Annotated in this window: 28 protein-coding genes and 1 tRNA gene; all 29 read right to left on the bottom strand. The window is 63.6% G+C overall.

Annotated features, from left to right (window positions below; translation table 11 throughout):
- Positions 1–8 precede the first annotated feature (8 nt).
- Entirely contained in the window at positions 9–404 is a 396-nt protein-coding gene (rpsH, locus tag J2X52_RS07280; protein WP_310150826.1) for a 30S ribosomal protein S8, read from the bottom strand.
- A gap of 141 nt (positions 405–545) precedes the next feature.
- Positions 546–851 carry a 30S ribosomal protein S14 gene (gene rpsN / locus J2X52_RS07275; RefSeq protein ID WP_232134464.1) on the bottom strand — a complete coding sequence of 102 codons (306 nt, stop codon included), beginning with the start codon at positions 849–851 and terminating at the stop codon, positions 546–548.
- An 18-nt stretch (positions 852–869) separates the two neighbouring features.
- Positions 870–1,412 (bottom strand): 50S ribosomal protein L5, encoded by a 543-nt coding sequence (rplE, locus tag J2X52_RS07270; RefSeq protein WP_159679889.1) that lies wholly within the window; start codon positions 1,410–1,412, stop codon positions 870–872.
- Positions 1,413–1,422: 10 nt separating this feature from the next.
- The gene (gene rplX / locus J2X52_RS07265; RefSeq protein ID WP_310150822.1) at positions 1,423–1,740 is read right to left on the bottom strand and encodes a 50S ribosomal protein L24; all 318 of its coding nucleotides are present in this window, start codon (positions 1,738–1,740) and stop codon (positions 1,423–1,425) included.
- A gap of 14 nt (positions 1,741–1,754) precedes the next feature.
- Entirely contained in the window at positions 1,755–2,123 is a 369-nt protein-coding gene (gene rplN / locus J2X52_RS07260; protein WP_055246849.1) for a 50S ribosomal protein L14, read from the bottom strand.
- A gap of 15 nt (positions 2,124–2,138) precedes the next feature.
- Positions 2,139–2,399 carry a 30S ribosomal protein S17 gene (rpsQ, locus tag J2X52_RS07255; RefSeq protein WP_150928979.1) on the bottom strand — a complete coding sequence of 87 codons (261 nt, stop codon included), beginning with the start codon at positions 2,397–2,399 and terminating at the stop codon, positions 2,139–2,141.
- Between the two features lie 10 nt (positions 2,400–2,409).
- Positions 2,410–2,598, bottom strand: a complete 189-nt coding sequence (rpmC, locus tag J2X52_RS07250) for a 50S ribosomal protein L29 (RefSeq protein WP_159679895.1) — start codon at positions 2,596–2,598, stop codon at positions 2,410–2,412.
- Positions 2,598–3,011 carry a 50S ribosomal protein L16 gene (gene rplP / locus J2X52_RS07245; protein ID WP_232115896.1) on the bottom strand — a complete coding sequence of 138 codons (414 nt, stop codon included), beginning with the start codon at positions 3,009–3,011 and terminating at the stop codon, positions 2,598–2,600. The genes rpmC and rplP overlap by 1 nt, the downstream gene beginning before the upstream one ends.
- 2 nt (positions 3,012–3,013) lie before the next feature.
- Positions 3,014–3,754, bottom strand: coding sequence for a 30S ribosomal protein S3 (gene rpsC / locus J2X52_RS07240; protein WP_310150813.1), 741 nt, complete (start codon positions 3,752–3,754; stop codon positions 3,014–3,016).
- A gap of 1 nt (position 3,755) precedes the next feature.
- On the bottom strand, positions 3,756–4,148 hold the full coding sequence (gene rplV / locus J2X52_RS07235) for a 50S ribosomal protein L22 (protein ID WP_232134462.1): 393 nt from the start codon (positions 4,146–4,148) through the stop codon (positions 3,756–3,758).
- A 10-nt stretch (positions 4,149–4,158) separates the two neighbouring features.
- Complete coding sequence (rpsS, locus tag J2X52_RS07230) at positions 4,159–4,431, bottom strand: 30S ribosomal protein S19 (protein WP_055246837.1); 273 nt, start codon at positions 4,429–4,431, stop codon at positions 4,159–4,161.
- A gap of 6 nt (positions 4,432–4,437) precedes the next feature.
- On the bottom strand, positions 4,438–5,265 hold the full coding sequence (gene rplB / locus J2X52_RS07225; RefSeq protein ID WP_159679901.1) for a 50S ribosomal protein L2: 828 nt from the start codon (positions 5,263–5,265) through the stop codon (positions 4,438–4,440).
- Between the two features lie 10 nt (positions 5,266–5,275).
- Positions 5,276–5,575 (bottom strand): 50S ribosomal protein L23, encoded by a 300-nt coding sequence (gene rplW / locus J2X52_RS07220; protein ID WP_232134460.1) that lies wholly within the window; start codon positions 5,573–5,575, stop codon positions 5,276–5,278.
- Complete coding sequence (gene rplD, locus J2X52_RS07215) at positions 5,572–6,177, bottom strand: 50S ribosomal protein L4 (protein WP_310150806.1); 606 nt, start codon at positions 6,175–6,177, stop codon at positions 5,572–5,574. Before rplD ends, rplW begins: the two co-directional genes overlap by 4 nt.
- A gap of 9 nt (positions 6,178–6,186) precedes the next feature.
- Entirely contained in the window at positions 6,187–6,840 is a 654-nt protein-coding gene (gene rplC, locus J2X52_RS07210; protein WP_310150803.1) for a 50S ribosomal protein L3, read from the bottom strand.
- Between the two features lie 10 nt (positions 6,841–6,850).
- On the bottom strand, positions 6,851–7,162 hold the full coding sequence (rpsJ, locus tag J2X52_RS07205; RefSeq protein ID WP_047137645.1) for a 30S ribosomal protein S10: 312 nt from the start codon (positions 7,160–7,162) through the stop codon (positions 6,851–6,853).
- A 542-nt stretch (positions 7,163–7,704) separates the two neighbouring features.
- On the bottom strand, positions 7,705–8,895 hold the full coding sequence (tuf, locus tag J2X52_RS07200) for an elongation factor Tu (RefSeq protein ID WP_232148027.1): 1,191 nt from the start codon (positions 8,893–8,895) through the stop codon (positions 7,705–7,707).
- 94 nt (positions 8,896–8,989) lie between these two features.
- A complete protein-coding gene (fusA, locus tag J2X52_RS07195) occupies positions 8,990–11,116 on the bottom strand; it encodes an elongation factor G (protein ID WP_310150774.1) in 2,127 nt (708 codons plus the stop codon).
- Between the two features lie 182 nt (positions 11,117–11,298).
- Positions 11,299–11,766 (bottom strand): 30S ribosomal protein S7, encoded by a 468-nt coding sequence (rpsG, locus tag J2X52_RS07190; protein WP_232115252.1) that lies wholly within the window; start codon positions 11,764–11,766, stop codon positions 11,299–11,301.
- A gap of 10 nt (positions 11,767–11,776) precedes the next feature.
- Positions 11,777–12,151: a 30S ribosomal protein S12 gene (gene rpsL, locus J2X52_RS07185; protein WP_101924969.1), complete on the bottom strand. Its 375-nt coding sequence runs from the start codon at positions 12,149–12,151 to the stop codon at positions 11,777–11,779.
- 255 nt (positions 12,152–12,406) lie between these two features.
- Positions 12,407–16,681: a DNA-directed RNA polymerase subunit beta' gene (rpoC, locus tag J2X52_RS07180; RefSeq protein WP_310150769.1), complete on the bottom strand. Its 4,275-nt coding sequence runs from the start codon at positions 16,679–16,681 to the stop codon at positions 12,407–12,409.
- A gap of 117 nt (positions 16,682–16,798) precedes the next feature.
- Positions 16,799–20,986 carry a DNA-directed RNA polymerase subunit beta gene (gene rpoB / locus J2X52_RS07175; RefSeq protein ID WP_310150766.1) on the bottom strand — a complete coding sequence of 1,396 codons (4,188 nt, stop codon included), beginning with the start codon at positions 20,984–20,986 and terminating at the stop codon, positions 16,799–16,801.
- Positions 20,987–21,229: 243 nt separating this feature from the next.
- Positions 21,230–21,601 carry a 50S ribosomal protein L7/L12 gene (gene rplL, locus J2X52_RS07170; RefSeq protein WP_096297402.1) on the bottom strand — a complete coding sequence of 124 codons (372 nt, stop codon included), beginning with the start codon at positions 21,599–21,601 and terminating at the stop codon, positions 21,230–21,232.
- 57 nt (positions 21,602–21,658) lie between these two features.
- Positions 21,659–22,204 (bottom strand): 50S ribosomal protein L10, encoded by a 546-nt coding sequence (gene rplJ, locus J2X52_RS07165; protein WP_310150763.1) that lies wholly within the window; start codon positions 22,202–22,204, stop codon positions 21,659–21,661.
- Between the two features lie 373 nt (positions 22,205–22,577).
- Positions 22,578–23,279: a 50S ribosomal protein L1 gene (gene rplA / locus J2X52_RS07160; protein WP_310150760.1), complete on the bottom strand. Its 702-nt coding sequence runs from the start codon at positions 23,277–23,279 to the stop codon at positions 22,578–22,580.
- Positions 23,280–23,283: 4 nt separating this feature from the next.
- Positions 23,284–23,712: a 50S ribosomal protein L11 gene (rplK, locus tag J2X52_RS07155; RefSeq protein ID WP_310150755.1), complete on the bottom strand. Its 429-nt coding sequence runs from the start codon at positions 23,710–23,712 to the stop codon at positions 23,284–23,286.
- A gap of 201 nt (positions 23,713–23,913) precedes the next feature.
- Complete coding sequence (nusG, locus tag J2X52_RS07150; protein WP_310150752.1) at positions 23,914–24,486, bottom strand: transcription termination/antitermination protein NusG; 573 nt, start codon at positions 24,484–24,486, stop codon at positions 23,914–23,916.
- Between the two features lie 16 nt (positions 24,487–24,502).
- Positions 24,503–24,883 (bottom strand): preprotein translocase subunit SecE, encoded by a 381-nt coding sequence (gene secE / locus J2X52_RS07145; RefSeq protein WP_310151218.1) that lies wholly within the window; start codon positions 24,881–24,883, stop codon positions 24,503–24,505.
- A gap of 84 nt (positions 24,884–24,967) precedes the next feature.
- A tRNA-Trp gene (locus J2X52_RS07140) sits at positions 24,968–25,043 on the bottom strand.
- Positions 25,044–25,072 lie beyond the last annotated feature (29 nt).

Below are 25,072 nucleotides of genomic sequence, written 5' to 3'. Positions count from 1 at the left end.
TTACTCCCTTAAGCCACGAAGCACAGGACTTCACCGCCGACACCGTGCTGGCGTGCCTGCGCGTCGGTCATGATGCCCTTCGAGGTGGAGATGATGGACACGCCCAGGCCGTTGAGGACCTTCGGCAGCGCGTCCTTGCCGCGGTACTGACGCAGACCCGAGCGCGAGAAACGCTTCAGGGTCTCGATGACCGGACGGCCTTCGTAATACTTGAGAACGATCTCGAGCTCGGCCTTGGCGCCGTTCTCGGTCACGCGGAAGTCGCTGATGTAACCCTCGTCCTTCAGGACGGTGGCGATTGCGACCTTGATCTTGGACGAGGGCATCGCCGCCGTCTGCTTGCCAACCGCTGCCGCATTTCGAATGCGGACCAGCATGTCGGCGATGGGATCAGTCATGCTCATGATGATTACCTTCTGAGTGCACCGATATCCGCTTGCGCGAACACTAATTTTTGACCCGCACGGATTTCGGGCGGGGTACAACGTGAGGGCCGGTATTCTACAGGTCCGGCGCGCAAACGCCAGACCTGCAGAGCGACGCTCTTACCAGCTTGCCTTGCGCAGGCCGGGCACGTCGCCGCGCATGGTGGCTTCGCGCAGCTTGTTGCGGCCGAGGCCGAACTTGCTGTAGACGGCACGCGGGCGGCCGGACAGCGCGCAACGCGTGGTCTGGCGGGCCGGCGAAGAATCGCGCGGCAGCTTCTGCAGCTTGTTGACCGCGTCGGCCTTTTCTTCGTAACCGGCGGTCGGGCTGCTGATGATCTTCTTCAGCGCCTCACGCTTTTCGGCGTGCTGCTTGGCCAGCTTCTTGCGCTTGACCTCGCGGTTGATCATGGACGTCTTTGCCATAAATGCTCTGCCTTCGGATCAGTTGCGGAACGGGAAGCGGAAGGCTTCCAGCAGGGCCTTGGCTTCTTCGTTGGTACGGGCGGTCGTGGTGATGGCGATGTCCATACCGCGGATCGCGTCGACGGCGTCGAAGTCGATTTCCGGGAAGATGATCTGTTCCTTCACGCCCATGTTGTAGTTGCCGCGACCGTCGAACGACCGGCCGGACACACCACGGAAGTCGCGGACGCGCGGCAGCGCGACGTTGACCAGGCGATCGAAGAACTCGTACATGCCATTGCGACGCAGCGTGACCTTGCAGCCGATCGGCCAGCCATCGCGGATCTTGAACGAGGCCACCGACACGCGCGACTTGGTCACCAGCGGCTTCTGGCCGCTGATCTTGGCCATGTCGGCAGTCGCGTTCTCGAGCACCTTCTTGTTCGCGGCAGCTTCGCCCACGCCCATGTTGATGGTGATCTTGCTCAGGCGCGGGACCTGCATGATGTTGGCGTAACCGAACTGCTCCATGAGCTTCGGTACCACCTCATCCTTGTAGAACTGTTCCAGACGGGTCGTCATTTTTGCATCCTCAGGCGTCGAGCGCCTCACCGCTCGAGCGGAACACGCGCAGCGTGCGTCCATCCTCGAGCTTCTTGGTTCCAATGCGCTCGCCCTTGCCGGTGGCAGGGTTGAACGGCATCACGTTCGAAGCATGAATCGGCGCTTCGCGCTCGACCACGCCGCCTGCCTGGCCCGCCTGCGGGTTCGGCTTGGTGTGGCGCTTGACGATGTTGATGTTCGAGACGACGACCTTCTCGCCGATCACGCGCACCACGTCACCGCGCTTGCCCTTGTCCTTGCCGGCGATCACGATCACGTGGTCGCCCTTCTTGATTCGATTAGCCATTTTCGTTTCTCCGCTCAGAGCACTTCAGGCGCGAGCGAGACGATCTTCATGAACTTCTCGGAACGCAGTTCACGGGTCACGGGCCCGAAGATGCGGGTGCCGATCGGCTCCTGCTTGTTGTTGAGCAACACCGCGGCATTGCCGTCGAAGCGGATCAACGAACCGTCGGCACGACGCACACCCTTGCGGGTACGCACTACGACGGCGTCATAGACCTCGCCCTTCTTGACCTTGCCACGCGGAATCGCTTCCTTGATCGACACCTTGATGATGTCGCCGATGCCGGCGTAACGGCGCTTCGAGCCGCCCAGCACCTTGATGCACATCACTTCCTTGGCACCGCTGTTGTCCGCCACATCGAGGTGGCTCTGCATCTGGATCATGGTATGCCCTCCTCGTTATTCGGCGGCGCGCGTGACGATTTCCGCCACGCGCCAGTTCTTGGTCTTGGACATCGGTGCAATCTCGACAACCTTTACCAGGTCGCCTTCCTGACACGCGTTCTCGGCGTCGTGGGCGTGGAGCTTGGTCGAACGCTTGATGTACTTGCCGTACAACGCGTGCTTGACCTGACGCTCCACCAGCACGGTGACGGTCTTGTCCATCTTGTTGCTGACCACGCGGCCCTGGACCGTACGCTGCTTCTTTTCGGTATTCATGGTCGGGTCCTTACTTCTTCTGACCGATCAGGGTGTTGACGCGCGCAATCTCGCGTCGCACCCGACGGGTGTCGTGCGTCTTGGTCAGCTGGCCAGTGGCCTTCTGCATGCGGAGCGAGAAACGCTCCTTGTGCAGCTCGAGGAGATGCGACTGCAAATCCTCGACCGACTTCTCGCGGAGTTCCTTGGTCGTAGCCATCAGCGCACCGTCCGGGTCACGAATTGGGTGGTGACCGACAGCTTCGCGGCGGCCAGGCGGAACGCTTCACGCGCCACCTCCTCCTCGACACCCTCGATCTCGAAGATCATGCGGCCGGGCTGGATCTGCGCGACCCAGTACTCGACGCTGCCCTTGCCGGAGCCCATTCGGACTTCGATCGGCTTCTTGGTGATCGGCTTGTCCGGGAACACGCGGATCCACATCTTGCCGCCGCGCTTGACGTGACGGCTGATGGAACGACGACCGGCTTCGATCTGACGTGCGGTCAACTGGCCGGTTGCGGTGGACCGCAGGCCGAACTCGCCGAAGCTGACTGCGTTGCCGCTCCACGCCAGGCCGTCGTTACGGCCCTTGTGCATCTTGCGGTATTTGGTTCGCTTGGGTTGCAACATGATTAGTCCCTCGCCTCGCGCTCGCGACGCGGACCACGACGATCGCGATCATTGCGATCACCACGGTCACCGCCACGCGGCGTGTCGTCCTGCTTCTCCTGGCCCACCTGGCTGAAATCGAAGATCTCGCCCTTGTAGATCCAGGTCTTGATGCCGATGATCCCGTAGGTCGTCTTGGCTTCGGCAAAGCCGTAGTCGACGTCGGCGCGGAGGGTGTGCAACGGCACGCGGCCTTCGCGATACCACTCCGAACGCGCGATCTCGGCGCCGTTGAGGCGGCCGGCCACGTTGACCTTGATGCCCAGCGCGCCGAGGCGCATCGCGTTGCCGACGGCGCGCTTCATCGCGCGGCGGAACATGATGCGGCGCTCGAGCTGCTGCGCGATCGACTCGGCGACCAGCTGCGCGTCGAGTTCCGGCTTGCGGACTTCGGTGACGTTGATGTGCGCCGGAACGCCCATCATGTCGCTGACGTCCTTACGGAGCTTCTCGATGTCCTCGCCGCGCTTGCCGATCACCACGCCCGGACGGGCGGTGTGGATCGTCACGCGCGCCGTCTTGGCAGGACGCTCGATCAGGATCTTGCTGATGCCGGCCGATGCGAGACGCTTGCGCAGCATCTCGCGGACCTTCAAGTCAGCAACGAGGTAGTCGGCATATTCCTTCTTGCCGGCATACCACTTGGAATTCCAGTCCTTGGAAACGCCAAGGCGGAAGCCGATGGGATGAACTTTGTGACCCATATTACTTGCCCTCTCCCACGACGACGGTGATGTGGCTGGTGCGCTTGAGGATGCGGGTACCGCGTCCCTTTGCGCGCGCCATGAAGCGCTTCAGCGTCGGACCTTCATCGACCGTGATGGTGGCGATCGTGAGTTCGTCGACGTCCGCGCCAGCGTTGTTCTCGGCGTTGGCGATGGCCGACTCGACGACCTTCTTGATCATGTGAGCGGCTTTCTTGTCCGAGAACTTCAGCAGGCCGACGGCGCGCTCGACCGGCAGACCACGGACCTGGTCAGCGACCAGACGTGCCTTCTGCGGCGAGATGCGCGCGGTGCGAAGAATCGCGGTGCGCTTGTTGACCTCGGTGCGAGCGCGCTTCTGCTCTTCGAGGCGGGCTTTCGTTGCCTTGTCCATTGTGCGCTCCTTACCTGCCCGACTTCTTGTCGCCGCCGTGACCCTTGAAGGTCCGCGTCAACGCGAATTCGCCGAGCTTGTGGCCAACCATGTTCTCGTTGACCAGCACCGGGACGTGGTTCTTGCCGTTATGAATGGCGATGGTGAAACCGATCATGTCCGGCAGGACCATCGAGCGACGCGACCAGGTCTTGATCGGCTTCTTGGTGTTGGTACCCGCGGCTTCCACCTTCTTGACGAGGTGATGGTCGACGAAGGGACCCTTCTTGAGTGAACGTGCCATGGTCTATCAGCTCCTGCGATCGCGCACGATGAACTGCTGCGTCCGCTTGTTGTGGCGGGTCTTGTAGCCCTTGGTCGGGACACCCCAGGGCGTAACCGGATGCGGGTTGCCCTGACCGGCCTTGGCCTCACCACCGCCGTGCGGGTGATCGACCGGGTTCATGGCCGCACCGCGGACGGTCGGCTTGACGCCGCGCCAGCGCTTCGCACCAGCCTTGCCCAGCTTCTCGAGACTGTGCTCGTCGTTGCTGACCTCGCCGATCGTGGCGCGGCACTCGGACGGCACGCGACGCACTTCGCCCGAACGCAGACGCACGGTGGCGTAGACGCCCTCGCGCGACACCAGCTGCACGCCGGCACCGGCGGCGCGCGCGATCTGCGCACCCTTGCCCGGCTTCATCTCGATGCAGTGGATCGTCGAACCGACCGGGATATTGCGCAGCGGCAGCGTGTTGCCCGTCTTGATCGGGGCGTCCGAACCGGAGATCACCTGATCGCCGGCCTTCAGGCCCTTCGGCGCGATGATGTAACGGCGCTCGCCGTCGACATAGCACAGCAGCGCGATGTGGGCGGTACGGTTCGGGTCATATTCGATGCGCTCGACGCGCGCCGGAATGCCTTCCTTGTCCCGCTTGAAATCGACGATGCGGTAGTGCTGCTTGTGGCCACCACCGATGTGACGGGTGGTGATGCGGCCGTGGTGGTTGCGACCACCGGTGTTGGTCTTCTTCTCGACCAGCGCAGCGTGCGGCGCACCCTTGTGCAGGTCGGGGTGCACGACGCGGACCGCGGAACGGCGGCCGGGCGAAGTGGGCTTGAACTTCATCAATGGCATCGGGGCTTCCTCAGACCTTCGCGTTCATGACGTCGATCGACTGGCCATCGGCCAGCTTCACGTAGGCCTTGCGCCAGTCGCCGCGGGTGCCCTGGCGCTGACGGAAGGACTTGTTCTTGCCCTTCACGTTCAACACGTTGACAGCCTCGACCTTGACGTCGAACAGCTTCTCGATCGCGGCCTTGATGTCGGCCTTGGTGGCGACCGTCGACACTTCGAACGCGTACTGGTTGGACACTTCCTGCAGGCGCGCGGTCTTTTCGGACACACGCGGCGCACGGATCACTTCATAGAGCTTGGCGTCGTTCATGCCAGCCACTCCTCGATCTTCTTCACCGCATCGGTGGTGATCAGCACGGTATCGGCGCCGACCAGCGCGACCGGATCCAGGCCCTGCACGTCGCGGATCTCGACGTACGGCAGGTTGCGTGCCGACAGGTACAGGTGCTCGGACGCGTCCTCGGTTACGATCAGCGGGCGCTTGCCCAGATCGAATTCCTTGAGCTTGGCGACCATGCCGCTGGTCTTCGTCTCGGACAGGTCGAACGTCTCGACGACCGTCAGACGGCCCTGGCGGTTGAGCTCGGACAGGATCGCCGACATCGCCGCGCGGTACATCTTGCGGTTGACCTTCTGCTCGAAGCTGCGCGGCTTGGCCGCGAAGGTCACGCCACCGCCGACGAAGATCGGAGCCGTCAGCGCACCGTGACGCGCACCGCCGCCCTTCTGCTTCTTCGACTTCTTGGTGGTGCCGCGGACTTCCGAACGCGTCTTCTGCGCCTTGGTGCCAGCGCGACCGGCGTTGCGATAGGCAACGACGACCTGATGGACCAGGTTTTCGCTGAAGTCGCGGCCGAAGACTTCGTCGGAGACCGACAGCTTCGTGCTGCTGTTGTTGATTGCGAGTTCCATGTCGACTCCTTATGCCTTGCTCGACGGACGCACGATCACGTCGCCACCCGGCGCGCCAGGTACGGCGCCCTTGACGGCGATCAGGCCGCGCTCGGCGTCGACCTGCACGATCTGCAGGCGCTGCGTGGTCTGCACGTCGGCACCCATGTGACCGGACATCTTCTTGCCCGGAAACACGCGGCCCGGCGTCTGGCGCTGACCGAGCGAACCCGGCTGGCGGTGCGACAGCGAGTTACCGTGCGTCGCGTCGCCCATCTTGAAGTTCCAGCGCTTGATCGTGCCCTGGAAGCCCTTGCCCTTCGTGACGCCCTGGACGTCGACGATCTGGCCCACTTCGAAGATGTCGGCCTTGATCTCGCCACCGACGTTGAAGTCGGCGATCTTGTCGTCGGCCACGCGGAGTTCCCACAAGCCGCGACCGGCTTCAACCTTCGCCTTGGCGAGGTGACCGGTTTCCGGCTTGTTGAGCAGCGATGCACGCTTGACGCCTGCGGTGACCTGCACGGCGCTGTAGCCGTCGGTGTCGACGGTCTTGATCTGGGTAATACGGTTCGGGGTCGCCTCGATCAGCGTCACCGGCACGGACTTGCCGTCTTCGGTGAACACTCGGCTCATGCCGGCCTTGCGGCCGACGATGCCCAACGAATGAATCTTCGCGGTCATGGTGCGGTCCTCAGGTCAGCTTGATCTGGACGTCGACGCCGGCTGCGAGCTCAAGCTTCATCAGCGCATCAACGGTCTTGTCGTTCGGGTCGACGATATCCAGCACACGCTTGTGCGTGCGGGTCTCGTACTGGTCGCGCGCGTCCTTGTCGACGTGCGGCGACGTCAGGATGGTGTAACGCTCGATCTTGGTCGGCAACGGGATCGGGCCGCGCACCTGTGCACCGGTACGCTTGGCGGTCTCGACGATCTCGCTGGCCGAGCGATCAATCAGGCGATGATCGAATGCCTTGAGGCGGATCCGGATTTTTTGGTCCGTCATGACGGAAATATCCTTGGTTGAAAGAGCGACGGGCCTGCGGCTGGGTGCGCAGAACCCCATTGATTCGTAGCTGTCCGAGGCATTCACCCGCGCCACGGGGCCGTTCCCTGGAAAACAAAAGGCAGACCGGTTTCCCGATCCGCCCAGACCACAGAAATTCAGACGCGGTGATCCGCTCCATCCCTTCGTGCTCCGGACATTTCCGGAACGGGTGGAGCACAGCCTCGCGACATTTCCGTGTCTGGCGAAGACGAGGGCATCCTGCACCTCATTTCGCGATTTCGCGGACATCCGAAGAAGGCCTGTCCGCGAGGGTCTTGCATCATAGCGGGTATCGAAGGGTGGGCGCAAGCCCTCCCCCTTCGAGAACCAGACGGACCGGCTGGGCCGGTCCGTTTTTTGATCGTCATTCCCGAAAAAGCGGGGATCCAGAAACTTCCTCGATCGACATCCGCGTGACTGGACGGAAGTCGCTGGATCCCCGCTTTCGCGGGGATGACGTCTTGGCAGCCGAGCGCGCTAGGCGCGCTCGGGCCAATACGTCACTTGATGATCTTGGCCACCACGCCGGCGCCGACGGTACGGCCGCCTTCGCGAATCGCGAAGCGCAGGCCTTCGTCCATCGCCACCGGATTGATCAGCGTGACCACCATCTTCACGTTGTCGCCCGGCATCACCATCTCGGTGCCTTCCGGCAGTTCACACGCACCCGTGATGTCGGTCGTGCGGAAGTAGAACTGCGGACGGTAGCCCTTGAAGAACGGCGTGTGACGGCCGCCTTCGTCCTTCGACAGGACATAGACTTCGGCTTCGAACTCGGTGTGCGGCTTGATCGAACCCGGCTTGGCCAGCACCTGGCCACGCTCGACGTCGTCACGCTTGGTGCCGCGCAGCAGCAGACCGGCGTTGTCGCCCGCCTGACCCTGGTCGAGCAGCTTGCGGAACATTTCGACGCCGGTGACGGTCGTCTTCTGCACCGGACGGATACCGACGATTTCGATTTCTTCGCCGACCTTGATGATGCCGCGCTCGATACGACCGGTCACGACGGTGCCGCGGCCCGAGATCGAGAACACGTCTTCGACCGGCATCAGGAATGCCTTGTCGACGTCACGCTCCGGCTCCGGGATGAAGGTGTCGAGGGCGTCGACCAGCTTCAGGATCGACGGCACGCCGATTTCGCTCTGGTCGCCTTCCAGCGCCAGACGGGCCGAACCGTGGATGATCGGGGTGTCGTCGCCCGGGAAGTCGTACTTCGACAGCAGTTCGCGCACTTCCATCTCGACCAGCTCGAGCAGCTCGGCGTCGTCGACCATGTCGGCCTTGTTCAGGAACACGACGATGTGCGGCACGCCGACCTGACGCGACAGCAGGATGTGCTCGCGGGTCTGCGGCATCGGGCCGTCAGCGGCCGAACACACCAGGATCGCGCCATCCATCTGCGCAGCGCCGGTGATCATGTTCTTGACGTAGTCGGCGTGACCCGGGCAATCGACGTGTGCGTAGTGACGCACGGCCGATTCGTATTCCACGTGCGCCGTCGAGATCGTGATGCCGCGCGCCTTCTCTTCCGGCGCCGCGTCGATCTGGTCGTAGCCCTTGAATTCGCCGCCGAAACGCTCCGCACCGATCTTCGTCAGCGCCGCGGTCAGCGTCGTCTTGCCGTGGTCAACGTGACCAATCGTGCCCACGTTCACGTGGGGCTTGGTGCGCTCGAACTTACCCTTTGCCATGGTGATTCACCTTTCTATCTATTGATTCGGGATTGGAAACTGGGATCCGGAATTCCGGCGCCGCATCGCGGCGCCGGATTCCAATCCCGAGGGATTACTTCTTGATGACGGTCTCGGCGATGTTCGTCGGCGCTTCCGCGTAGTGATCGAACTCCATCGAGAACGTCGCGCGACCCTGAGACATCGAGCGCAGCGTCGTTGCGTAGCCGAACATTTCACCCAGCGGGATCATCGCGTTGATGATCTTGCCCGACGGGCTGTCGTCCTGACCCTGCAGGATGCCGCGACGACGGCTGACGTCGCCCATCACGTCACCGAGGTAATCCTCGGGGCTAACGATCTCGACCTTCATCATCGGCTCGAGCAGCACCGGGCTCGCCTTGACGAAGCCCTGCTTGAACGCCATCGACGACGCGAGCTTGAACGCCATTTCCGACGAGTCGACGTCGTGGTACGAGCCGAACACCAGCTTGACCTTGACGCCCACGACCGGGAAGCCGGCGATCGGACCACTGGTGATCGTCTCGCGGATGCCCTTCTCGACCGACGGGATGAATTCCTTCGGAATCACGCCACCGGTGATGTCGTTGATGAAGAGGAAATCATCCTTGATGTCGCCAGCCAGCTTCGGATCAGCGCGATCCTCGGCCGTCAGCGGCGACAGCTCGATCACGACGTGACCGTACTGACCCTTACCACCCGACTGCTTGGCGTGCTTGTAGTCCGACTTCACGTCGCTGGTGCGGATCGTTTCGCGATACGCGACCTGCGGCTTGCCGACGTTGGCCTCGACGTTGAACTCGCGCTTCATGCGGTCGACGATGATGTCCAGGTGCAGCTCACCCATGCCGGCGATGATCGTCTGGCCGGATTCCTCGTCGGTACGCACGCGGAAGGACGGATCCTCCTGCGCCAGTCGACCGAGCGCGAGGCCCATCTTTTCCTGGTCCGACTTGGTCTTCGGTTCGACCGCCATCGAGATGACGGGCTCCGGGAAGATCATGCGCTCGAGCGTGATGATGTGATCCTGCGCGCACAGCGTGTCGCCGGTGGTCACGTCCTTCAGGCCGACAGCCGCGGCGATGTCGCCCGCGCGCACTTCCTTGATCTCTTCACGGTTGTTGGAGTGCATCTGCAGGATGCGACCCACGCGCTCCTTTTTCGACTTGACCGGGTTGTACACCTGGTCGCCGGCGTTGAGCACGCCCGAGTAGACGCGGAAGAACGTCAGCGAACCCACGAACGGATCCGTCATGATCTTGAACGCCAGCGCCGAGAACGGCGCCTTGTCGTCGGCGGTCCGGGTGTCTTCCTTCTCGTCGTCGTCGATACCCTGCACCGGCGGACGATCGGACGGCGACGGCAGCAGCTGGATCACGCCATCGAGCATCGCCTGGACGCCCTTGTTCTTGAACGCCGTGCCGCAGAACACCGGCACGATCTCGACCTTCAGGGTGCGCTCGCGCAGGCCGGAGATGATTTCTTCTTCGGTCAGCTCGCCTTCGTTGAGGTACTTGTCCATCAACGCTTCATTGGCTTCGGCCGCAGCCTCGACCATGAAGGCACGCGCTTCATTCGACTCGTCAAGCAGGTTCGCCGGGATGTCGCGGTACTCGAACGTCGTGCCCTGCGAAGCGGTGTCCCAATGGATCGCCTTCATCTTGAGCAGATCGACGACGCCCTCGAATCCGTCTTCGGCGCCGATCGGCACCTGCATCGGCACGGCGTACGCGCCCAGGCGCGCCTTCAGCTGCTCGACGACCTTGTTGAAGTTCGCACCGGTGCGATCCATCTTGTTGACGAATGCGAGGCGCGGCACCGCGTACTTGTTGGCCTGGCGCCACACGGTCTCGGACTGCGGCTGCACGCCACCGACCGCACACAGCACGAACACCGCGCCGTCGAGCACGCGCAGGGAACGCTCGACTTCGATCGTGAAGTCGACGTGGCCGGGGGTGTCGATGATGTTGAAGCGGTGCTCGGGCAGCGACTTGTCCATGCCCTTCCAGAACGCCGTGGTGGCCGCCGAGGTGATGGTGATGCCGCGTTCCTGCTCCTGCTCCATCCAGTCCATGGTGGCTGCGCCGTCGTGCACTTCACCGATCTTGTGGCTGACGCCGGTGTAGAACAGGATGCGCTCGGAGGTCGTGGTCTTGCCGGCATCGATGTGGGCCATGATGCCGAAGTTGCGGTAGCGTTCGATGGGTGTCGTGCGAGCCACGTCGGTTTCTCGTATTGAATGGCGAAGTCCCGCTGGAACACGGTGCCTTCGCGATGGAATCGCTTGAATGGACGAATGCCGCCTTGCGGCGGCCTTCGGATCCTGCGTGCGGTCTGTGACCGCCTGGAGGCACCTGGATGGTGCCGACGGGCCCCGGAATCAACCGGGACCCGCGGGGCCGCTTACCAGCGGTAGTGCGCGAACGCCTTGTTGGCGTCGGCCATGCGGTGGGTTTCTTCGCGCTTCTTGATCGCGCCACCACGGTTTTCGGATGCGTCGATCAGCTCGGCGGCCAGCTTGCGCGGCATGGTGTTCTCGCCTCGCTTGCGCGCCGACTCGATCAGCCAGCGCATTGCCAGTGCCATGCGACGCGAGGCGCGCACTTCGACCGGTACCTGATACGTGGCACCACCGACGCGACGCGACTTCACTTCGACGGCCGGCGAGATGTTGCCCAGCGCCTTCTCGACGAGCTCGAGCGGGTTGCCGTTCTTCTCGCTTATGACGTCCATGGCGCCGTAGACGATCTTTTCAGCGATCGACTTCTTGCCACTCTTCATGACCATGTTGATGAAGCGCGCGATCGTGTCGCTGTGGTGCTTCGGGTCGGGCAGCACGGAACGCTGCGGGGTATTTCCTTTACGCGACATTGTCTATTCCTCAGCCCTTCGGACGCTTGGTGCCGTACTTCGAACGGCTCTGCTTGCGCTTCGCAACGCCGGAGGCGTCGAGCGAACCGCGCACGGTGTGGTAACGCACGCCCGGGAGGTCCTTGACGCGACCGCCGCGGATCAGCACCACGCTGTGCTCCTGCAGGTTGTGGCCTTCGCCGCCGATGTACGAAATGACTTCGTAACCGTTGGTCAGGCGCACCTTGGCGACCTTGCGAAGCGCGGAGTTCGGCTTCTTCGGAGTCGTGGTGTACACACGGGTGCAGACGCCACGGCGCTGCGGGCAGTTCGCCAGTGCGGGCGAAGTGCTCTTGTAGGTTTCGGGGCTGCGCGGCTTCCGCACCAGCTGGTTGATCGTTGCCATCAGGTCTCGGGTCTTTGGTTCGGGCCGGAGCCCGGTGAAAACGAAGACAGACGGATAGGCCGCCTGTCAGACGAAAAAGTATAGCCCGCGCTGACGAGTACCGTCAACGCGGGTCATACCGCCGCTGGCACGCCCACGAGGGGCGCCACCCGGCATACAACGTCTCCCGTCCATCCTGGACCGAATACGAGCCGCGTCCTGCGCCTCTTTTCGGAGTCTGGGTGGCCCACGAGGGGCCACCAAAGGGGTGCAATCTTAGCGTGCTTCGCCGTCGCTGTCAGCCGTCGGCGTCACCGGTGCGTCTTCGAGCATCACCTGCTCCGGCGCAGCCGGTGCGGCGACGACTTCGACTTCTGCCTTGGTCGTGCTGCTGCCCGACAGTGCATCCATTTCCGAATCGGTCAGGCCGGACGCGGCGCGACGACGACGGGCGTGGTACGCCAGACCGGTACCGGCCGGGATCAGGCGACCGACGATCACGTTTTCCTTCAGACCGCGCAGGCTGTCACGCGTGCCGCGGACGGCCGCCTCGGTCAGCACGCGGGTGGTCTCCTGGAACGATGCCGCCGAGATGAACGACTCGGTGGCCAGCGATGCCTTGGTGATACCCAGCAGCACGGGCTCGAACTTCGCCGGCAGCTCGTTCTTGGCGAGATGCTTGACGTTGTCCTCGATCACGCGCTGACGCTCGACCTGCTCACCATTGAGGAAGCGGCTGTCGCCCTGGTCGGTGATCTCGACCTTGCGCAGCATCTGGCGAACGATCACCTCGATGTGCTTGTCGTTGATCTTCACGCCCTGCAGGCGATAGACGTCCTGGATTTCCTTGGTCAGGTAGGACGCGAGTTCCTCGACGCCCTTCAGACGCAGGATGTCCTGCGGACCCGGCTCGCCGTCGACGACGGTCTCGCCCTTCTCCACGTGCTCGCCTTCGAACACGATGATCTGGCGATACTTCGGGATCAGCTCTTCGTGATCGACACCATCGGTGCCCTTGATGATCAGGCGCTGCTTGCCCTTGGTGTCCTTGCCGAAGCTGACGATGCCGGAGATCTCGGCGAGGATCGCCTGGTCCTTCGGCTTGCGCGCTTCGAACAGGTCGGCCACGCGCGGCAGACCACCGGTGATGTCGCGGGTCTTGGACGCTTCCTGCGGCACCTTGGTCACCACGTCACCCACGCCGACGGGGTCACCGTCCTGCAGGTTGACGATCGAGCGCGGCGGCAGCAGGTACTGCGCCGGCAGGTCGGTACCCGGGATGTTGAGATCGTTGCCCTTGGCATCGACGATGCGGACGATCGGACGCAGATCCTTGCCCATCGAACCACGGCGCTTGGGATCGGTGATCTCGCGCGACGCCAGGCCGGTCAGGTCATCGGTCTTCTCGATGACGGTGATGCCGTCGACGAAGTCCACGAAGCGGATGAAGCCCGCGACTTCCGACACGATCGGGTGGTTATGCGGATCCCAGTTCGACACCGTCTGGCCGGCCTTGATCGCATCGCCGTCGTTGACGGTGATGGTCGCGCCGTAGGGCAGCTTGTAACGCTCGCGCTCGCGACCGTGGCCATCGAGCACGGAGAGCTCGCCCGAACGCGAGACCGCGACCAGGTTGCCGCTCTCGTGCTTGACGTGCTTGAGGTTGTTGAACTTGATCGAGCCGGTGGTCTTGACCGTCACGTTGTCGATGGCGGCCGCACGCGACGCCGCACCACCGATGTGGAACGTACGCATGGTCAGCTGCGTGCCGGGCTCACCAATCGACTGCGCAGCAACGACGCCGACGGCCTCGCCCTGGTTGACCAGGTGGCCGCGGCCGAGGTCACGGCCGTAGCAGCTGGCGCAGACACCGAAACCGGCTTCGCAGGTGATGGTCGAACGGACCTGGATCGACTGCACGCCGGCCTCTTCGAGGCGCTGCACCCACTGCTCGTCGAGCAGCGTGTTGCGGGTGACGATCGGATCCTCGTCGTTGCCCGGCAGGAACACGTCCTCGGCCACGACACGACCCAGCACGCGGTCGCGCAAGGGCTCGACCACATCGCCGCCTTCGACGATCGGGGTCATGGTGAGGCCGTCCATCGTGCCGCAGTCGACTTCGGTGATCACCACGTCCTGCGCCACGTCGACGAGACGACGGGTCAGGTAACCGGAGTTCGCGGTCTTGAGCGCGGTATCGGCCAGACCCTTACGGGCACCGTGGGTGGAGTTGAAGTATTCCTGGACGTTCAGGCCTTCGCGGAAGTTCGCGATGATCGGCGTCTCGATGATCGAGCCGTCCGGCTTGGCCATCAGGCCGCGCATGCCGGCCAGCTGACGGATCTGCGCCTGCGAACCACGCGCGCCGGAGTCGGCCATGATGTAGAGCGAGTTCATCGACTTCTGGTCGATGGTCTCGCCCTTGGCATTGAGGACCTTCTCGGTACCGATGGTGTCCATCATCGCCTTGGCGATGCGCTCGTTCGTGCGCGACCAGATGTCGACGACCTTGTTGTAGCGCTCGCCGGCGGTGACCAGGCCCGACTGGTACTGCTGCTGGATTTCCAGCACTTCAGCCTCAGCCTCGACCAGGATGCCGGCCTTCTCGGTCGGGATGGTCATGTCGTTGATGCCGATCGACACGCCCGCACGCGTCGCGTTGCCGAAGCCGGTGTACATCAGCTTGTCGGCGAACACGACCGTGTCCTTGAGACCCAGACGGCGGTAGCAGGCATTGATCAGGCGCGAGATGTTCTTCTTGTTGAGCTCGACGTTGGCCAGCTCGAACGGCAGGCCGTCGGGCATGATCTCAAGCAGCAGCGCACGACCCACGCTCGTGTCGACGATCGAGGTCACCTGCTCACGCGAGCCGTCCTCGCTGATCACGGTCTGCTTGATGCGGACCTTGATCTTGGCATGCAGGCCGGCGGCCTTGTTGTCGAACGCACGACGCACTTCGGCGATATTCGCGAAGATCATGCCTTCGCCCGGGATGTTCTCCAGAGCGCGCGTCATGTAGTACAGACCCAGCACGACGTCCTGCGACGGCACGATGATCGGCTCGCCGTTGGCGGGCGAGAGGATGTTGTTCGACGCCATCATCAGCGCACGTGCTTCGAGCTGCGCTTCCAGCGACAGCGGCACGTGGACCGCCATCTGGTCACCGTCGAAGTCGGCGTTGAACGCGGTACACACCAGCGGATGCAGCTGGATCGCCTTGCCTTCGATCAGCACCGGCTCGAACGCCTGGATACCCAGACGGTGCAGCGTCGGTGCGCGGTTGAGCAGCACCGGGTGCTCGCGGATCACCTCTTCGAGGATGTCCCACACCTCGGCCTCTTCGCGCTCGACGAGCTTCTTGGCGGCCTTGATCGTCGTGGCCAGGCCACGGCGCTGCAGCTTGGCGAAGATGAAGGGCTTGAACAGCTCGAGCGCCATCTTCTTCGGCAGGCCGCACTCGTGCAGACGCAGCGTCGGGCCGACCACGATGACCGAACGGCCCGAGTAGTCGACGCGCTTGCCCAGCAGGTTCTGGCGGAAACGCCCCTGCTTGCCCTTGATCATGTCGGCGAGCGACTTGAGCGGGCGCTTGTTGGTACCGGTGATCGCACGGCCGCGACGGCCGTTGTCCATCAGCGCATCGACCGATTCCTGCAGCATGCGCTTCTCGTTGCGCACGATGATGTCGGGCGCATTGAGTTCGAGCAGGCGACGCAGGCGGTTGTTGCGGTTGATGACGCGGCGGTACAGATCGTTGAGATCCGAGGTCGCGAAGCGGCCACCGTCCAGCGGGACCAGCGGACGCAGGTCCGGCGGCAGCACCGGCAGCACGGTCATGATCATCCACTCGGGGCGGTTGCCCGACTCGATGAAGGCCTCGACGAGCTTGATGCGCTTGGTGAGACGCTTGAGCTTGGTTTCAGAACCGGTGGCGCCGATCTCTTCCTTCAGGCGAACCATCTCGGCCTGCAGGTCGATCGTGCGCAGCAGGTCGTAGACCGCCTCAGCGCCCATCGCGGCGTCGAAGTCGTCGCCGTGCTCCTGGCGCATCTGCATGTACTGCTCTTCATTGAGCAGCTGGCTGCGCTCGAGCGGGGTCAGGCCCGGCTCGGTGACGACGAACGCCTCGAAGTACAGGATGCGTTCGATGTCGCGCAGGGTCATGTCCAGCATCAGGCCGATGCGCGAGGGCAGCGACTTGAGGAACCAGATGTGCGCGACCGGCGACGCCAGGTCGATGTGACCCATGCGCTCGCGGCGCACCTTGGCCAGCGTGACTTCGGTGCCGCACTTCTCGCAGACCACGCCACGGTGCTTCATGCGCTTGTACTTGCCGCACAGGCACTCGTAGTCCTTGATCGGACCGAAGATCGCGGCGCAGAACAGGCCGTCACGCTCGGGCTTGAACGTGCGGTAGTTGATGGTCTCGGGCTTCTTCACTTCGCCGAACGACCACGAACGGATCAGGTCCGGGCTGGCGAGCGCGATCTTGATCGCATCGAAGTCCGGAATCTGGCGCGGCTGGTTGAAGAGATTGAGCAGGTCTTTCATAAATTTCTCCGGGAGTCGGGATTCGAGATTCGGGATACGTCAGAGCGGGGATTCGGCGGATCGGGTTCGAGGCATGTCGCCTTCGAATCCCGAATCCCGAATCCCCCTTCCCGGCTCTCAGTGCTCCTCGAGCTCCATGTTGATCGCGAGCGAACGGATTTCCTTGACCAGCACGTTGAAGGACTCGGGCATGCCGGCGACCATCTCGTGTTCGCCGTCGACGATGTTCTTGTACATCTGGTTGCGGCCCTGCACGTCGTCGGACTTCACCGTCAGCATTTCCTGCAGGGTGTAGGCCGCGCCGTAGGCTTCCAGCGCCCAGACTTCCATTTCGCCGAAGCGCTGGCCGCCGAACTGCGCCTTGCCGCCCAGCGGCTGCTGGGTGACGAGCGAGTACGGGCCGGTCGAACGCGCGTGCATCTTGTCGTCCACCAGGTGGTTGAGCTTGAGCATGTGCATGTAGCCCACGGTCACTTCACGCTCGAACGCCTCGCCGGTGCGGCCGTCGAACAGACGGTGCTGACCACTGGTCGGCATGTCGGCCAGTTCGAGCATCGCCTTGATCTCCGACTCCGCCGCGCCGTCGAACACCGGGGTGGCCATCGGCACGCCGTCGGTCAGGTTGCCGGCAAGCCGCAGCAACTCCTCATCGCTGAACTGCGACAGGTCGACGCGCTGTGCGAACGTGGCCCGGTCGTGGTTGTAGATCTGGTCGAGGAAGCTGCGCAGTTCGGTCACCTTGGCCTGCGCGTCGAGCATCCGCTGGATCTTCTCGCCGAGCCCCTTGGCCGCGAGGCCCAGATGCACTTCGAGGATCTGGCCGATGTTCATACGCGACGGCACGCCCAGCGGGTTCAACACGATGTCGACCGTGTTGCCGTTGGCCATGTGCGGCATGTCCTGCACGGGCACGATGGTGGAGACCACACCCTTGTTGCCGTGGCGACCGGCCATCTTGTCGCCCGGCTGGATGCGGCGCTTCACGGCCAGGTAGACCTTGACCATCTTCAGCACGCCCGGTGCGAGGTCGTCGCCCTGGGTGATCTTGCCGCGCTTGTCGGCGAAGCGCTTCTCGAACTCCTTCTGGTGCGCGTCGATCTGCTTCTGCGCACGTTCGATCGCGTCCGCCGCGTCCTCGTCCTTCATGCGGATCTGGAACCAGTCGGACTTCTTCAGACCGTCGAGCACCAGCGAGCTGACCGTATCGCCCTTCTTCAGGCCGGGACCGCCGTTGGCGACCTTGCCCTGGATCTGCGACCGCAGACGCGCATAGATCGCGCTTTCGAGGATGCGGAACTGGTCGTCGAAGTCCTTCTTGACGCGCTTGATCTCGGACTCTTCGATCTGCTTGGCACGCTTGTCCTTCTCGATGCCGTCGCGGGTGAAGACCTGCACGTCGATGACGGTGCCGTCCATGCCCGGCGGCACGCGCAGCGAGCTGTCCTTCACGTCGGACGCCTTCTCACCGAAGATCGCACGCAGCAGCTTCTCTTCCGGGGTCAGCTGGCTCTCGCCCTTCGGCGTGACCTTGCCGACAAGGATGTCGCCGGCGCGCACTTCGGCGCCGATGTACACCACGCCGGATTCGTCGAGACGGTTGAGCGCGTTCTCGGACACGTTCGGGATGTCGGCGGAGATTTCCTCCGGCCCCAGCTTCGTGTCGCGGGCGACCGCGGTCATTTCCTCGATGTGGATCGTCGTGTACCGGTCTTCCTTGACGACGCGCTCCGACAGCAGGATCGAGTCCTCGAAGTTGTAGCCGTTCCACGGCATGAACGCGACCAGCATGTTCTGGCCCAGAGCCAGCTCGCCGATGTCGGTCGAAGGACCGTCGGCCAGCACGTCGCCGCGCGCGACCACGTCACCCACGTTCACCAGCGGACGCTGGTTGATGCAGGTGTTCTGGTTGGAGCGCGTGTACTTGATCAGGTTGTAGATGTCGACGCCGGCATCGTGCTCGCCGGAGATCTCTTCTTCATGCACCTTGACCACGACGCGGCCGGCGTCGATCTGCTCGATCACGCCGCCGCGGCGGGCGTTGACGGTCACGCCCGAGTCGCGCGCCACGGCGCGCTCGATGCCGGTACCGACCAGCGGCTTCTGCGCACGCAGCGTCGGCACGGCCTGGCGCTGCATGTTGGCGCCCATCAGTGCGCGGTTCGCGTCATCGTGCTCGAGGAACGGCACGAGCGCGGCAGCGACCGACACGGTCTGCATCGGCGAGACGTCCATGTAATGGATTTCCGCCGGCGGCTTGAGCAGCGACTCGCCCTGGAAGCGGCAGTCGACGAACTGCTGCGTCATCGTGCCCTTGTCGTCCTGGACGGCATTGGCCTGTGCGATGACGTAGTCGTTCTCTTCGATCGCCGACAGATACTCAATGTCGTCGGTGACGCGGCTGTCGATGACCTTGCGGTACGGCGTCTCGAGGAAGCCGTAACGGTTGGTGCGTGCGAACGTTGCCAGCGAGTTGATCAGGCCGATGTTCGGGCCTTCCGGAGTTTCGATGGTGCAGACGCGGCCGTAATGCGTGGGATGCACGTCGCGCACTTCGAAGCCGGCGCGCTCACGGGTCAGACCGCCGGGCCCCAGGGCCGAGACGCGACGCTTGTGCGTGACTTCCGACAGCGGGTTGTTCTGGTCCATGAACTGCGACAGCTGCGAGGAGCCGAAGAATTCCTTGACCGCGGCCGCGACCGGCTTGGCGTTGATCAGTTCCTGCGGGGTCAGGCCATCGGCCTCGGCCATCGTCAGGCGCTCGCGCACGGCGCGCTCGACGCGGACCAGGCCCACGCGGAACACGTTCTCGGCCATTTCACCGACCGAACGCACGCGGCGGTTGCCGAGGTGATCGATGTCGTCGACGACGCCGCGACCGTTGCGGATCTCGGTCAGCACGCGGATGACGTCGAGGATGTCGGACGTCTGCCCGAACTCGCCGCGCAGGCGCACCGAATCCTCGTCCTTGCGCTCGGCGAAGTACTTCGCGTCGTACAGCACGGACGCGCCTTCGGTTTCCTTGCGCCCCAGGCGACGGTTGAACTTCATGCGGCCGACGCCGGAGACGTCGTAGCGCTCGAAGGTGAAGAACAGGTTGTGGAACAGGTTCTGCGCGGCATCCTTGGTCGGCGGCTCGCCGGGACGCATCATGCGGTAGATCTCGACCAGCGCATCGAGCTGCGTCTTGGTCGAGTCGATGCGCAGGGTGTTCGACAGGTAAGGACCGCGATCGAGGTCGTTGACCCAGATCGTGCCGATCGTTTCGATCGACGCCTTGCGCAGCGCTTCGAGGGTCTCAAGCGTGATCTCGTCGTTCGCGGTCGCGACCAGTTCACCGGTTGCCGGGTCGATCACGTCGTGCGACAGGATCTGGCCGACCATGTAGTCGTCCGGCACGGCCAGCGCGGTGATGCCGGCGGCCTCGAGCTGCTTGACGTGACGCGCGGTGATGCGCTTGCCGGCTTCGACGATGACCTTCTCACCGTCGAGCAGGTCGAAGTTCAGCGTTTCGCCACGCAGACGCTCCGATACCAGCTCCAGCTGCACGCCCTCGCCTTCCGGCAGGATGTGATAGCTGTTGATGTCGAAGAACTCGTTGAGCATCTCTTCGTTGTTGTAGCCGAGCGCGCGCAGCAGCACCGACACCGGCAGCTTGCGACGGCGGTCGATACGCGTGAACAGCGCGTCCTTCGGGTCGAACTCGAAGTCGAGCCAGGAACCGCGGTACGGGATGATGCGGGCGCTGTAGAGCAGCTTGCCCGAGCTGTGCGTCTTGCCGCGATCGTGGTCGAAGAACACGCCCGGCGAGCGGTGCAGCTGCGAGACGATGACGCGCTCGGTGCCATTGATGATGAAGGTGCCGTTCTCGGTCATGAGCGGAATCTCGCCCATATAGACCTCCTGCTCCTTCACGTACTTGATGGCCTTCTGCGACGACTCGCGGTCGTAGATCACCAGGCGCACGGTCACGCGCAGCGGGGCGCCGTAGCTCAGGCCACGGTTGCGGCATTCGCGCTCATCGAACACGGGCTCGCCGAGCTTGTAGCCGACGTATTCGAGTGCGGCGTAGCCGTTGTAGCTGACGATCGGGAACACCGACTTCAGCGCGGCATGCAGGCCACGGTCCTCACGCTTGGTGGGGTCGCGGTCGGCCTGCAGGAATTCGCGGTAGGAATCGACCTGGATGGCCAGGAGGAACGGCACCTCGAGAATCTCGCGGCGCTTGCCGAAGTTCTTGCGGATGCGCTTCTTCTCGGTGAACGAGTAGGTCTGCTGCTGGCTCGACGGGAGCTGGGACGTCGTCATGGAAGTACGCCTCGTTGGATCGGATGGGATCGACTCGCGATCCGGTACATGGAGCTGTCACTGGGTAGTCGCTGGTATTGCCGGCACCAGCACGCCATCTCCCGCTACTACCCACTGACAACTGCGTCAGTTGTCGTGTTGCGTGTTCGTTCGGCCGCCCGATTTCAGGAACGACCAAGGGCCGGGAGCTTTCGCCCCCGGCCCCGGTGCATCGCAAGCATGTGCTGCGATGCCAAGTGCCGCTTACTTGATTTCGACGGTCGCGCCTGCAGCCTCGAGATCCTTCTTGATCTTCTCGGCTTCTTCCTTCGTGGCGCCTTCCTTGACGTCCTTCGGTGCGCCTTCGACCAGGTCCTTGGCTTCCTTCAGGCCCAGGCCCGTGATGGCGCGGACGACCTTGATGGCCTCGACCTTCTTCTCGCCGGCGGCCTTCAGGACGACGGTGAACTCGGTCTGCTCTTCGACAGCGGCAGCCGGGCCGGCAGCAGCAGCCGCGGCAACCGGAGCAGCGGCGGAGACGCCGAACTTCTCTTCGATGGCCTTGACCAGCTCCATCACTTCCATCAGGGACTTCTCGGCGATGGCGTCGACGATCTGTTCGTTGGTAAGGGACATTGTGATTACCTTTGAAAAATTTTCTGGGATAGGTTTCGTTGAACCGGCAGGCCGGACTTAAGCCGTTTCGGCCGTCTCGGCTGCAGCTTCAGCTTCCGCGGGCGCTTCGTCGCCACCGCCCTGCTTGTCGCCGACGGCCTTGACGGCACGGGCGAACATCGCAGCGGGTTCGGACAGCACGCGGGCCAGCATCGACAGGGCCTGCTCGAGCGTCGGCAGCGATGCCAGCACGTCCACATGGCTGGCCGGATACAGCTGGCCTTCCATGACGACGAGCTTGGGCACCAGCTTGCTGTTGTCCTTGGCGAATTCCTTGATCAGGCGACCGGCTGCGCCGGGCTCCTCGGTCGAGAACGCATACAGCAGAGGGCCGACCAGCGAGTCCTTGGCGCACTCGTAGCCAGTACCTTCCACCGCGCGTGCGGCCAGGGTGTTCTTGACAACGCGCAAGTACACACCGGTCTCACGAGCCTTCTTGCGCATCGCGGTCATCTGACTGACCGTGGTGCCCACATACTCGACAGCAATCAGGGAGTGGGCGTTCGCGGCGACTTCTGCCAGCTCGGCGACAACTTCCTGCTTCTGGGACAGATTGAGAGCCATTCATCACTCCTCATTGTGAACTCCGCTCACGGCTCCTGCCGCTTGCGGTCCTGAGCGACTTCCATCCCTGGAGGCCGGGGATGCGCGAAGCATCCCGGTGGTGGCCTTCTGTCTGGCTGACGGATGTCGGACCAGAAAATCCAGAAGGGCATCACCATCTACGCAGGCCTGTCGGTGCAAGCACCTCGGGATTAAGCGGTCTCGAGCCTCGGTGACGGCGATTCCCTGCCAGTTCGAGCATCCCTGCCCGTCGTCACCTCGACCTCGACCGCGCCTGCGGTCTTTGACGGCGCCGCACCAGACCTTCGGTCCGTTGCGATGCCCCCAAATCGCGTCGCCCCGCGAACGGGACGGCGCGCTTATTGCGTTTTGATCAGCGTGCGATGGTCAGCGACGACTGGTCGATGGCGACACCCGGACCCATGGTCGAGCTCACCGAGATCTTCTGCAGGTACTGGCCCTTGGCGGTGGCCGGCTTGGCCTTGACCAGGTCGGCGAGCAGCGCCTGCAGATTTTCCTTCAGCTTCTCGGCATCGAAATCGGCCTTGCCGATCGTGCAGTGGATGATGCCTGCCTTGTCGGTGCGGTAACGGACCTGGCCGCCCTTCGCATTCTTCACAGCCTCACCCGGATTCGGGGACACGGTGCCGACCTTCGGGTTCGGCATCAGGCCGCGCGGACCCAGCACGGTACCGAGCTTGCCGACCACGCGCATCGCATCCGGCGTCGCGATCACGACGTCGTAGTTGATGTCGCCGGCCTGCATCTTCTCGGCCAGATCGTCCATGCCGACGATGTCGGCACCGGCGGCCAGAGCCTCGTCGGCCTTGGCACCGGCAGGCGCGAACACCGCCACGCGGACGCTCTTGCCCGTGCCCTGCGGCAGCACGGTCGAGCCACGCACCTGCTGGTCGGACTTGCGCGCGTCAACGCCGAGGCGGACGGCGACGTCCACGGCTTCGGCGAACTTCGCGCTGCTGTTGTCCTTGACGATCTTCAGGGCGTCATCGATCGCGTAGTTCTTGCCCGGCTGCACGGCAGCCTGGATGCTCTTCTGTCGCTTGGTCTGTGCCATGGTCTCAGCCCTCCACCGTCAGGCCCATCGAACGGGCGGAGCCCGCGATGGTGCGCACTGCTGCTTCCAGCTCGGCCGCCGTCAGATCGGCTTCCTTCGCCTTGGCGATCTCTTCGAGCTGCGCGCGCGTCACCTTGCCCACCTTCTCGGTGTTGGGACGCTTGGAGCCCGAGCTCACACCGGCCGCCTTCTTCAGCAGCACCGATGCCGGCGTGCTCTTGGTGATGAAGGTGAAGGTACGGTCCGAGTAGGCCGTGATGATCACCGGGGTCGGCAGACCCGGCTCGAGCTTGGAGGTCGCTGCATTGAACGCCTTGCAGAACTCCATGATGTTCAGGCCGCGCTGACCCAGCGCAGGACCGACCGGCGGCGAGGGGTTGGCCTGACCGGCCTTGACCTGCAGCTTGATGTAACCGACGACTTTCTTCGCCATTGTCTTCTTCTCTCCGGGTGCAAGCGCCTAAGCTCAGGCTCCCCATCGTTCCGGGAATACACGTGTCCCGGATTCACGTTGTCCATCTCGCGCGAAAGGCCGCCCATACGGCGGCCTGTGCGGATGTCTAGCCCAGCCAGACAGTGAGCCGCGCACTATAGCAGGGTTTCGCGCGCCCGTCACAGACGGGCGCAGCGGGGTTCAGGCCTTTTCGACCTGCCCGAACTCCAGTTCGACCGGGGTCGAACGGCCGAAGATCAGCACTGCGACGCGCAGGCGGCTCTTCTCGTAGTTGATTTCCTCGACCACGCCGTTGAAGTCATTGAACGGACCATCGGTCACGCGGACCATCTGGCCCGGCTCGAAGAGCACCTTCGGACGCGGCTTCTCGACGCCTTCCTGCACGCGATCGAGGATCACGGCGGCTTCTTCGTCGCGGATCGGCAGCGGACGATCAGCGGTGCCGCCGATGAAGCCCATCACCTTCGGCGTTTCCTTGACCAGATGCCAGCTCTCGTTGTCCATGCGCGGAATGCCGCCCTCGTCCGAGGTCAGAATCTGCACCAGGACGTAGCCCGGAAAGAACTTGCGCTCGGAGCGGCGCTTCTGTCCGGCGCGCATCTCGATCACTTCTTCGGTCGGCACCAGCACGTCGCCGAACTTGTCCTGCATCTCGGTGCGCACGATGCGATCGCGCAGCGCCTGGGCCACCGACTTCTCGAAGCCGGAATAGGCATGCACGACGTACCAGCGCTTGACGCCTTCGGTTTCCATCTGAATCGTTACTCCGTCACTGCCTCAGAACGAGGCGGATCAGCCACTGGATGATCTGGTCGAAGCCGGCCAGGATCAGGCTGATGATCGCCACGGCGATGATCACGATCCAGGTCAGGCGAATCGCCTCCTGGCGCGTCGGCCAGACGACCTTGCGCATCTCGAAGCGGGTCTCCGAGAAGAAATCACGGGTCTTGTGACCCTTGTCCGTCGTCAGGAAGACCGCGGTGGCGCCCACGACGCACAGGGCGACGATGATGCTGCGCACCGGCGTGGCCAGCTGCGCCTGGAACCAGTAAAAGGCAAACACGCCGGCGACAACGAGCAGGATCGCGGCAGCGTACTTGGCGAGGTCCGTCGAAGACGCACCCTTGGATTGTTCAACTCTGCTGTTCAATTCCCGGCGACTCATCGGTTTGCGACTGCTCGGTTGACGGGACGGACCGCGTTGCGACCGGACCCGCGCGGACGATTCCGCGAATGGCACGCCAGGAGGGACTCGAACCCCCAACCTGCGGTTTTGGAGACCGCTGCTCTGCCAATTGAGCTACTGGCGTACGGATTGGAACAACAACCGGCTTCGGAC

Source organism: Luteimonas sp. 3794 (genome assembly GCF_031456825.1).
In the GTDB taxonomy this organism is placed as follows: Bacteria; Pseudomonadota; Gammaproteobacteria; order Xanthomonadales; family Xanthomonadaceae; genus Luteimonas.
The sequence above is the reverse complement of the archived record's forward strand: the minus strand, read 5'-3'. Positions and strand labels throughout refer to the sequence as shown.

Excerpts from the sequence above, each read along its gene's own strand:
- rpsH (WP_310150826.1), bottom strand. The coding sequence starts at position 404 with ATGAGCATGACTGATCCCATCGCCGACATGCTGGTCCGCATTCGAAAT.
- rpsN (WP_232134464.1), bottom strand. The coding sequence starts at position 851 with ATGGCAAAGACGTCCATGATCAACCGCGAGGTCAAGCGCAAGAAGCTG.
- rplE (WP_159679889.1), bottom strand. The coding sequence starts at position 1,412 with ATGACGACCCGTCTGGAACAGTTCTACAAGGATGAGGTGGTACCGAAG.
- rplX (WP_310150822.1), bottom strand. The coding sequence starts at position 1,740 with ATGGCTAATCGAATCAAGAAGGGCGACCACGTGATCGTGATCGCCGGC.
- rplN (WP_055246849.1), bottom strand. The coding sequence starts at position 2,123 with ATGATCCAGATGCAGAGCCACCTCGATGTGGCGGACAACAGCGGTGCC.
- rpsQ (WP_150928979.1), bottom strand. The coding sequence starts at position 2,399 with ATGAATACCGAAAAGAAGCAGCGTACGGTCCAGGGCCGCGTGGTCAGC.
- rpmC (WP_159679895.1), bottom strand. The coding sequence starts at position 2,598 with ATGGCTACGACCAAGGAACTCCGCGAGAAGTCGGTCGAGGATTTGCAG.
- rplP (WP_232115896.1), bottom strand. The coding sequence starts at position 3,011 with ATGTTGCAACCCAAGCGAACCAAATACCGCAAGATGCACAAGGGCCGT.
- rpsC (WP_310150813.1), bottom strand. The coding sequence starts at position 3,754 with ATGGGTCACAAAGTTCATCCCATCGGCTTCCGCCTTGGCGTTTCCAAG.
- rplV (WP_232134462.1), bottom strand. The coding sequence starts at position 4,148 with ATGGACAAGGCAACGAAAGCCCGCCTCGAAGAGCAGAAGCGCGCTCGC.
- rpsS (WP_055246837.1), bottom strand. The coding sequence starts at position 4,431 with ATGGCACGTTCACTCAAGAAGGGTCCCTTCGTCGACCATCACCTCGTC.
- rplB (WP_159679901.1), bottom strand. The coding sequence starts at position 5,265 with ATGCCATTGATGAAGTTCAAGCCCACTTCGCCCGGCCGCCGTTCCGCG.
- rplW (WP_232134460.1), bottom strand. The coding sequence starts at position 5,575 with ATGAACGACGCCAAGCTCTATGAAGTGATCCGTGCGCCGCGTGTGTCC.
- rplD (WP_310150806.1), bottom strand. The coding sequence starts at position 6,177 with ATGGAACTCGCAATCAACAACAGCAGCACGAAGCTGTCGGTCTCCGAC.
- rplC (WP_310150803.1), bottom strand. The coding sequence starts at position 6,840 with ATGACCGCGAAGATTCATTCGTTGGGCATCGTCGGCCGCAAGGCCGGC.
- rpsJ (WP_047137645.1), bottom strand. The coding sequence starts at position 7,162 with ATGACGGACCAAAAAATCCGGATCCGCCTCAAGGCATTCGATCATCGC.
- tuf (WP_232148027.1), bottom strand. The coding sequence starts at position 8,895 with ATGGCAAAGGGTAAGTTCGAGCGCACCAAGCCCCACGTGAACGTGGGC.
- rpsG (WP_232115252.1), bottom strand. The coding sequence starts at position 11,766 with ATGTCGCGTAAAGGAAATACCCCGCAGCGTTCCGTGCTGCCCGACCCG.
- rpsL (WP_101924969.1), bottom strand. The coding sequence starts at position 12,151 with ATGGCAACGATCAACCAGCTGGTGCGGAAGCCGCGCAGCCCCGAAACC.
- rpoC (WP_310150769.1), bottom strand. The coding sequence starts at position 16,681 with ATGAAAGACCTGCTCAATCTCTTCAACCAGCCGCGCCAGATTCCGGAC.
- rpoB (WP_310150766.1), bottom strand. The coding sequence starts at position 20,986 with ATGACGACGTCCCAGCTCCCGTCGAGCCAGCAGCAGACCTACTCGTTC.
- rplL (WP_096297402.1), bottom strand. The coding sequence starts at position 21,601 with ATGTCCCTTACCAACGAACAGATCGTCGACGCCATCGCCGAGAAGTCC.
- rplJ (WP_310150763.1), bottom strand. The coding sequence starts at position 22,204 with ATGGCTCTCAATCTGTCCCAGAAGCAGGAAGTTGTCGCCGAGCTGGCA.
- rplA (WP_310150760.1), bottom strand. The coding sequence starts at position 23,279 with ATGGCACAGACCAAGCGACAGAAGAGCATCCAGGCTGCCGTGCAGCCG.
- rplK (WP_310150755.1), bottom strand. The coding sequence starts at position 23,712 with ATGGCGAAGAAAGTCGTCGGTTACATCAAGCTGCAGGTCAAGGCCGGT.
- nusG (WP_310150752.1), bottom strand. The coding sequence starts at position 24,486 with ATGGAAACCGAAGGCGTCAAGCGCTGGTACGTCGTGCATGCCTATTCC.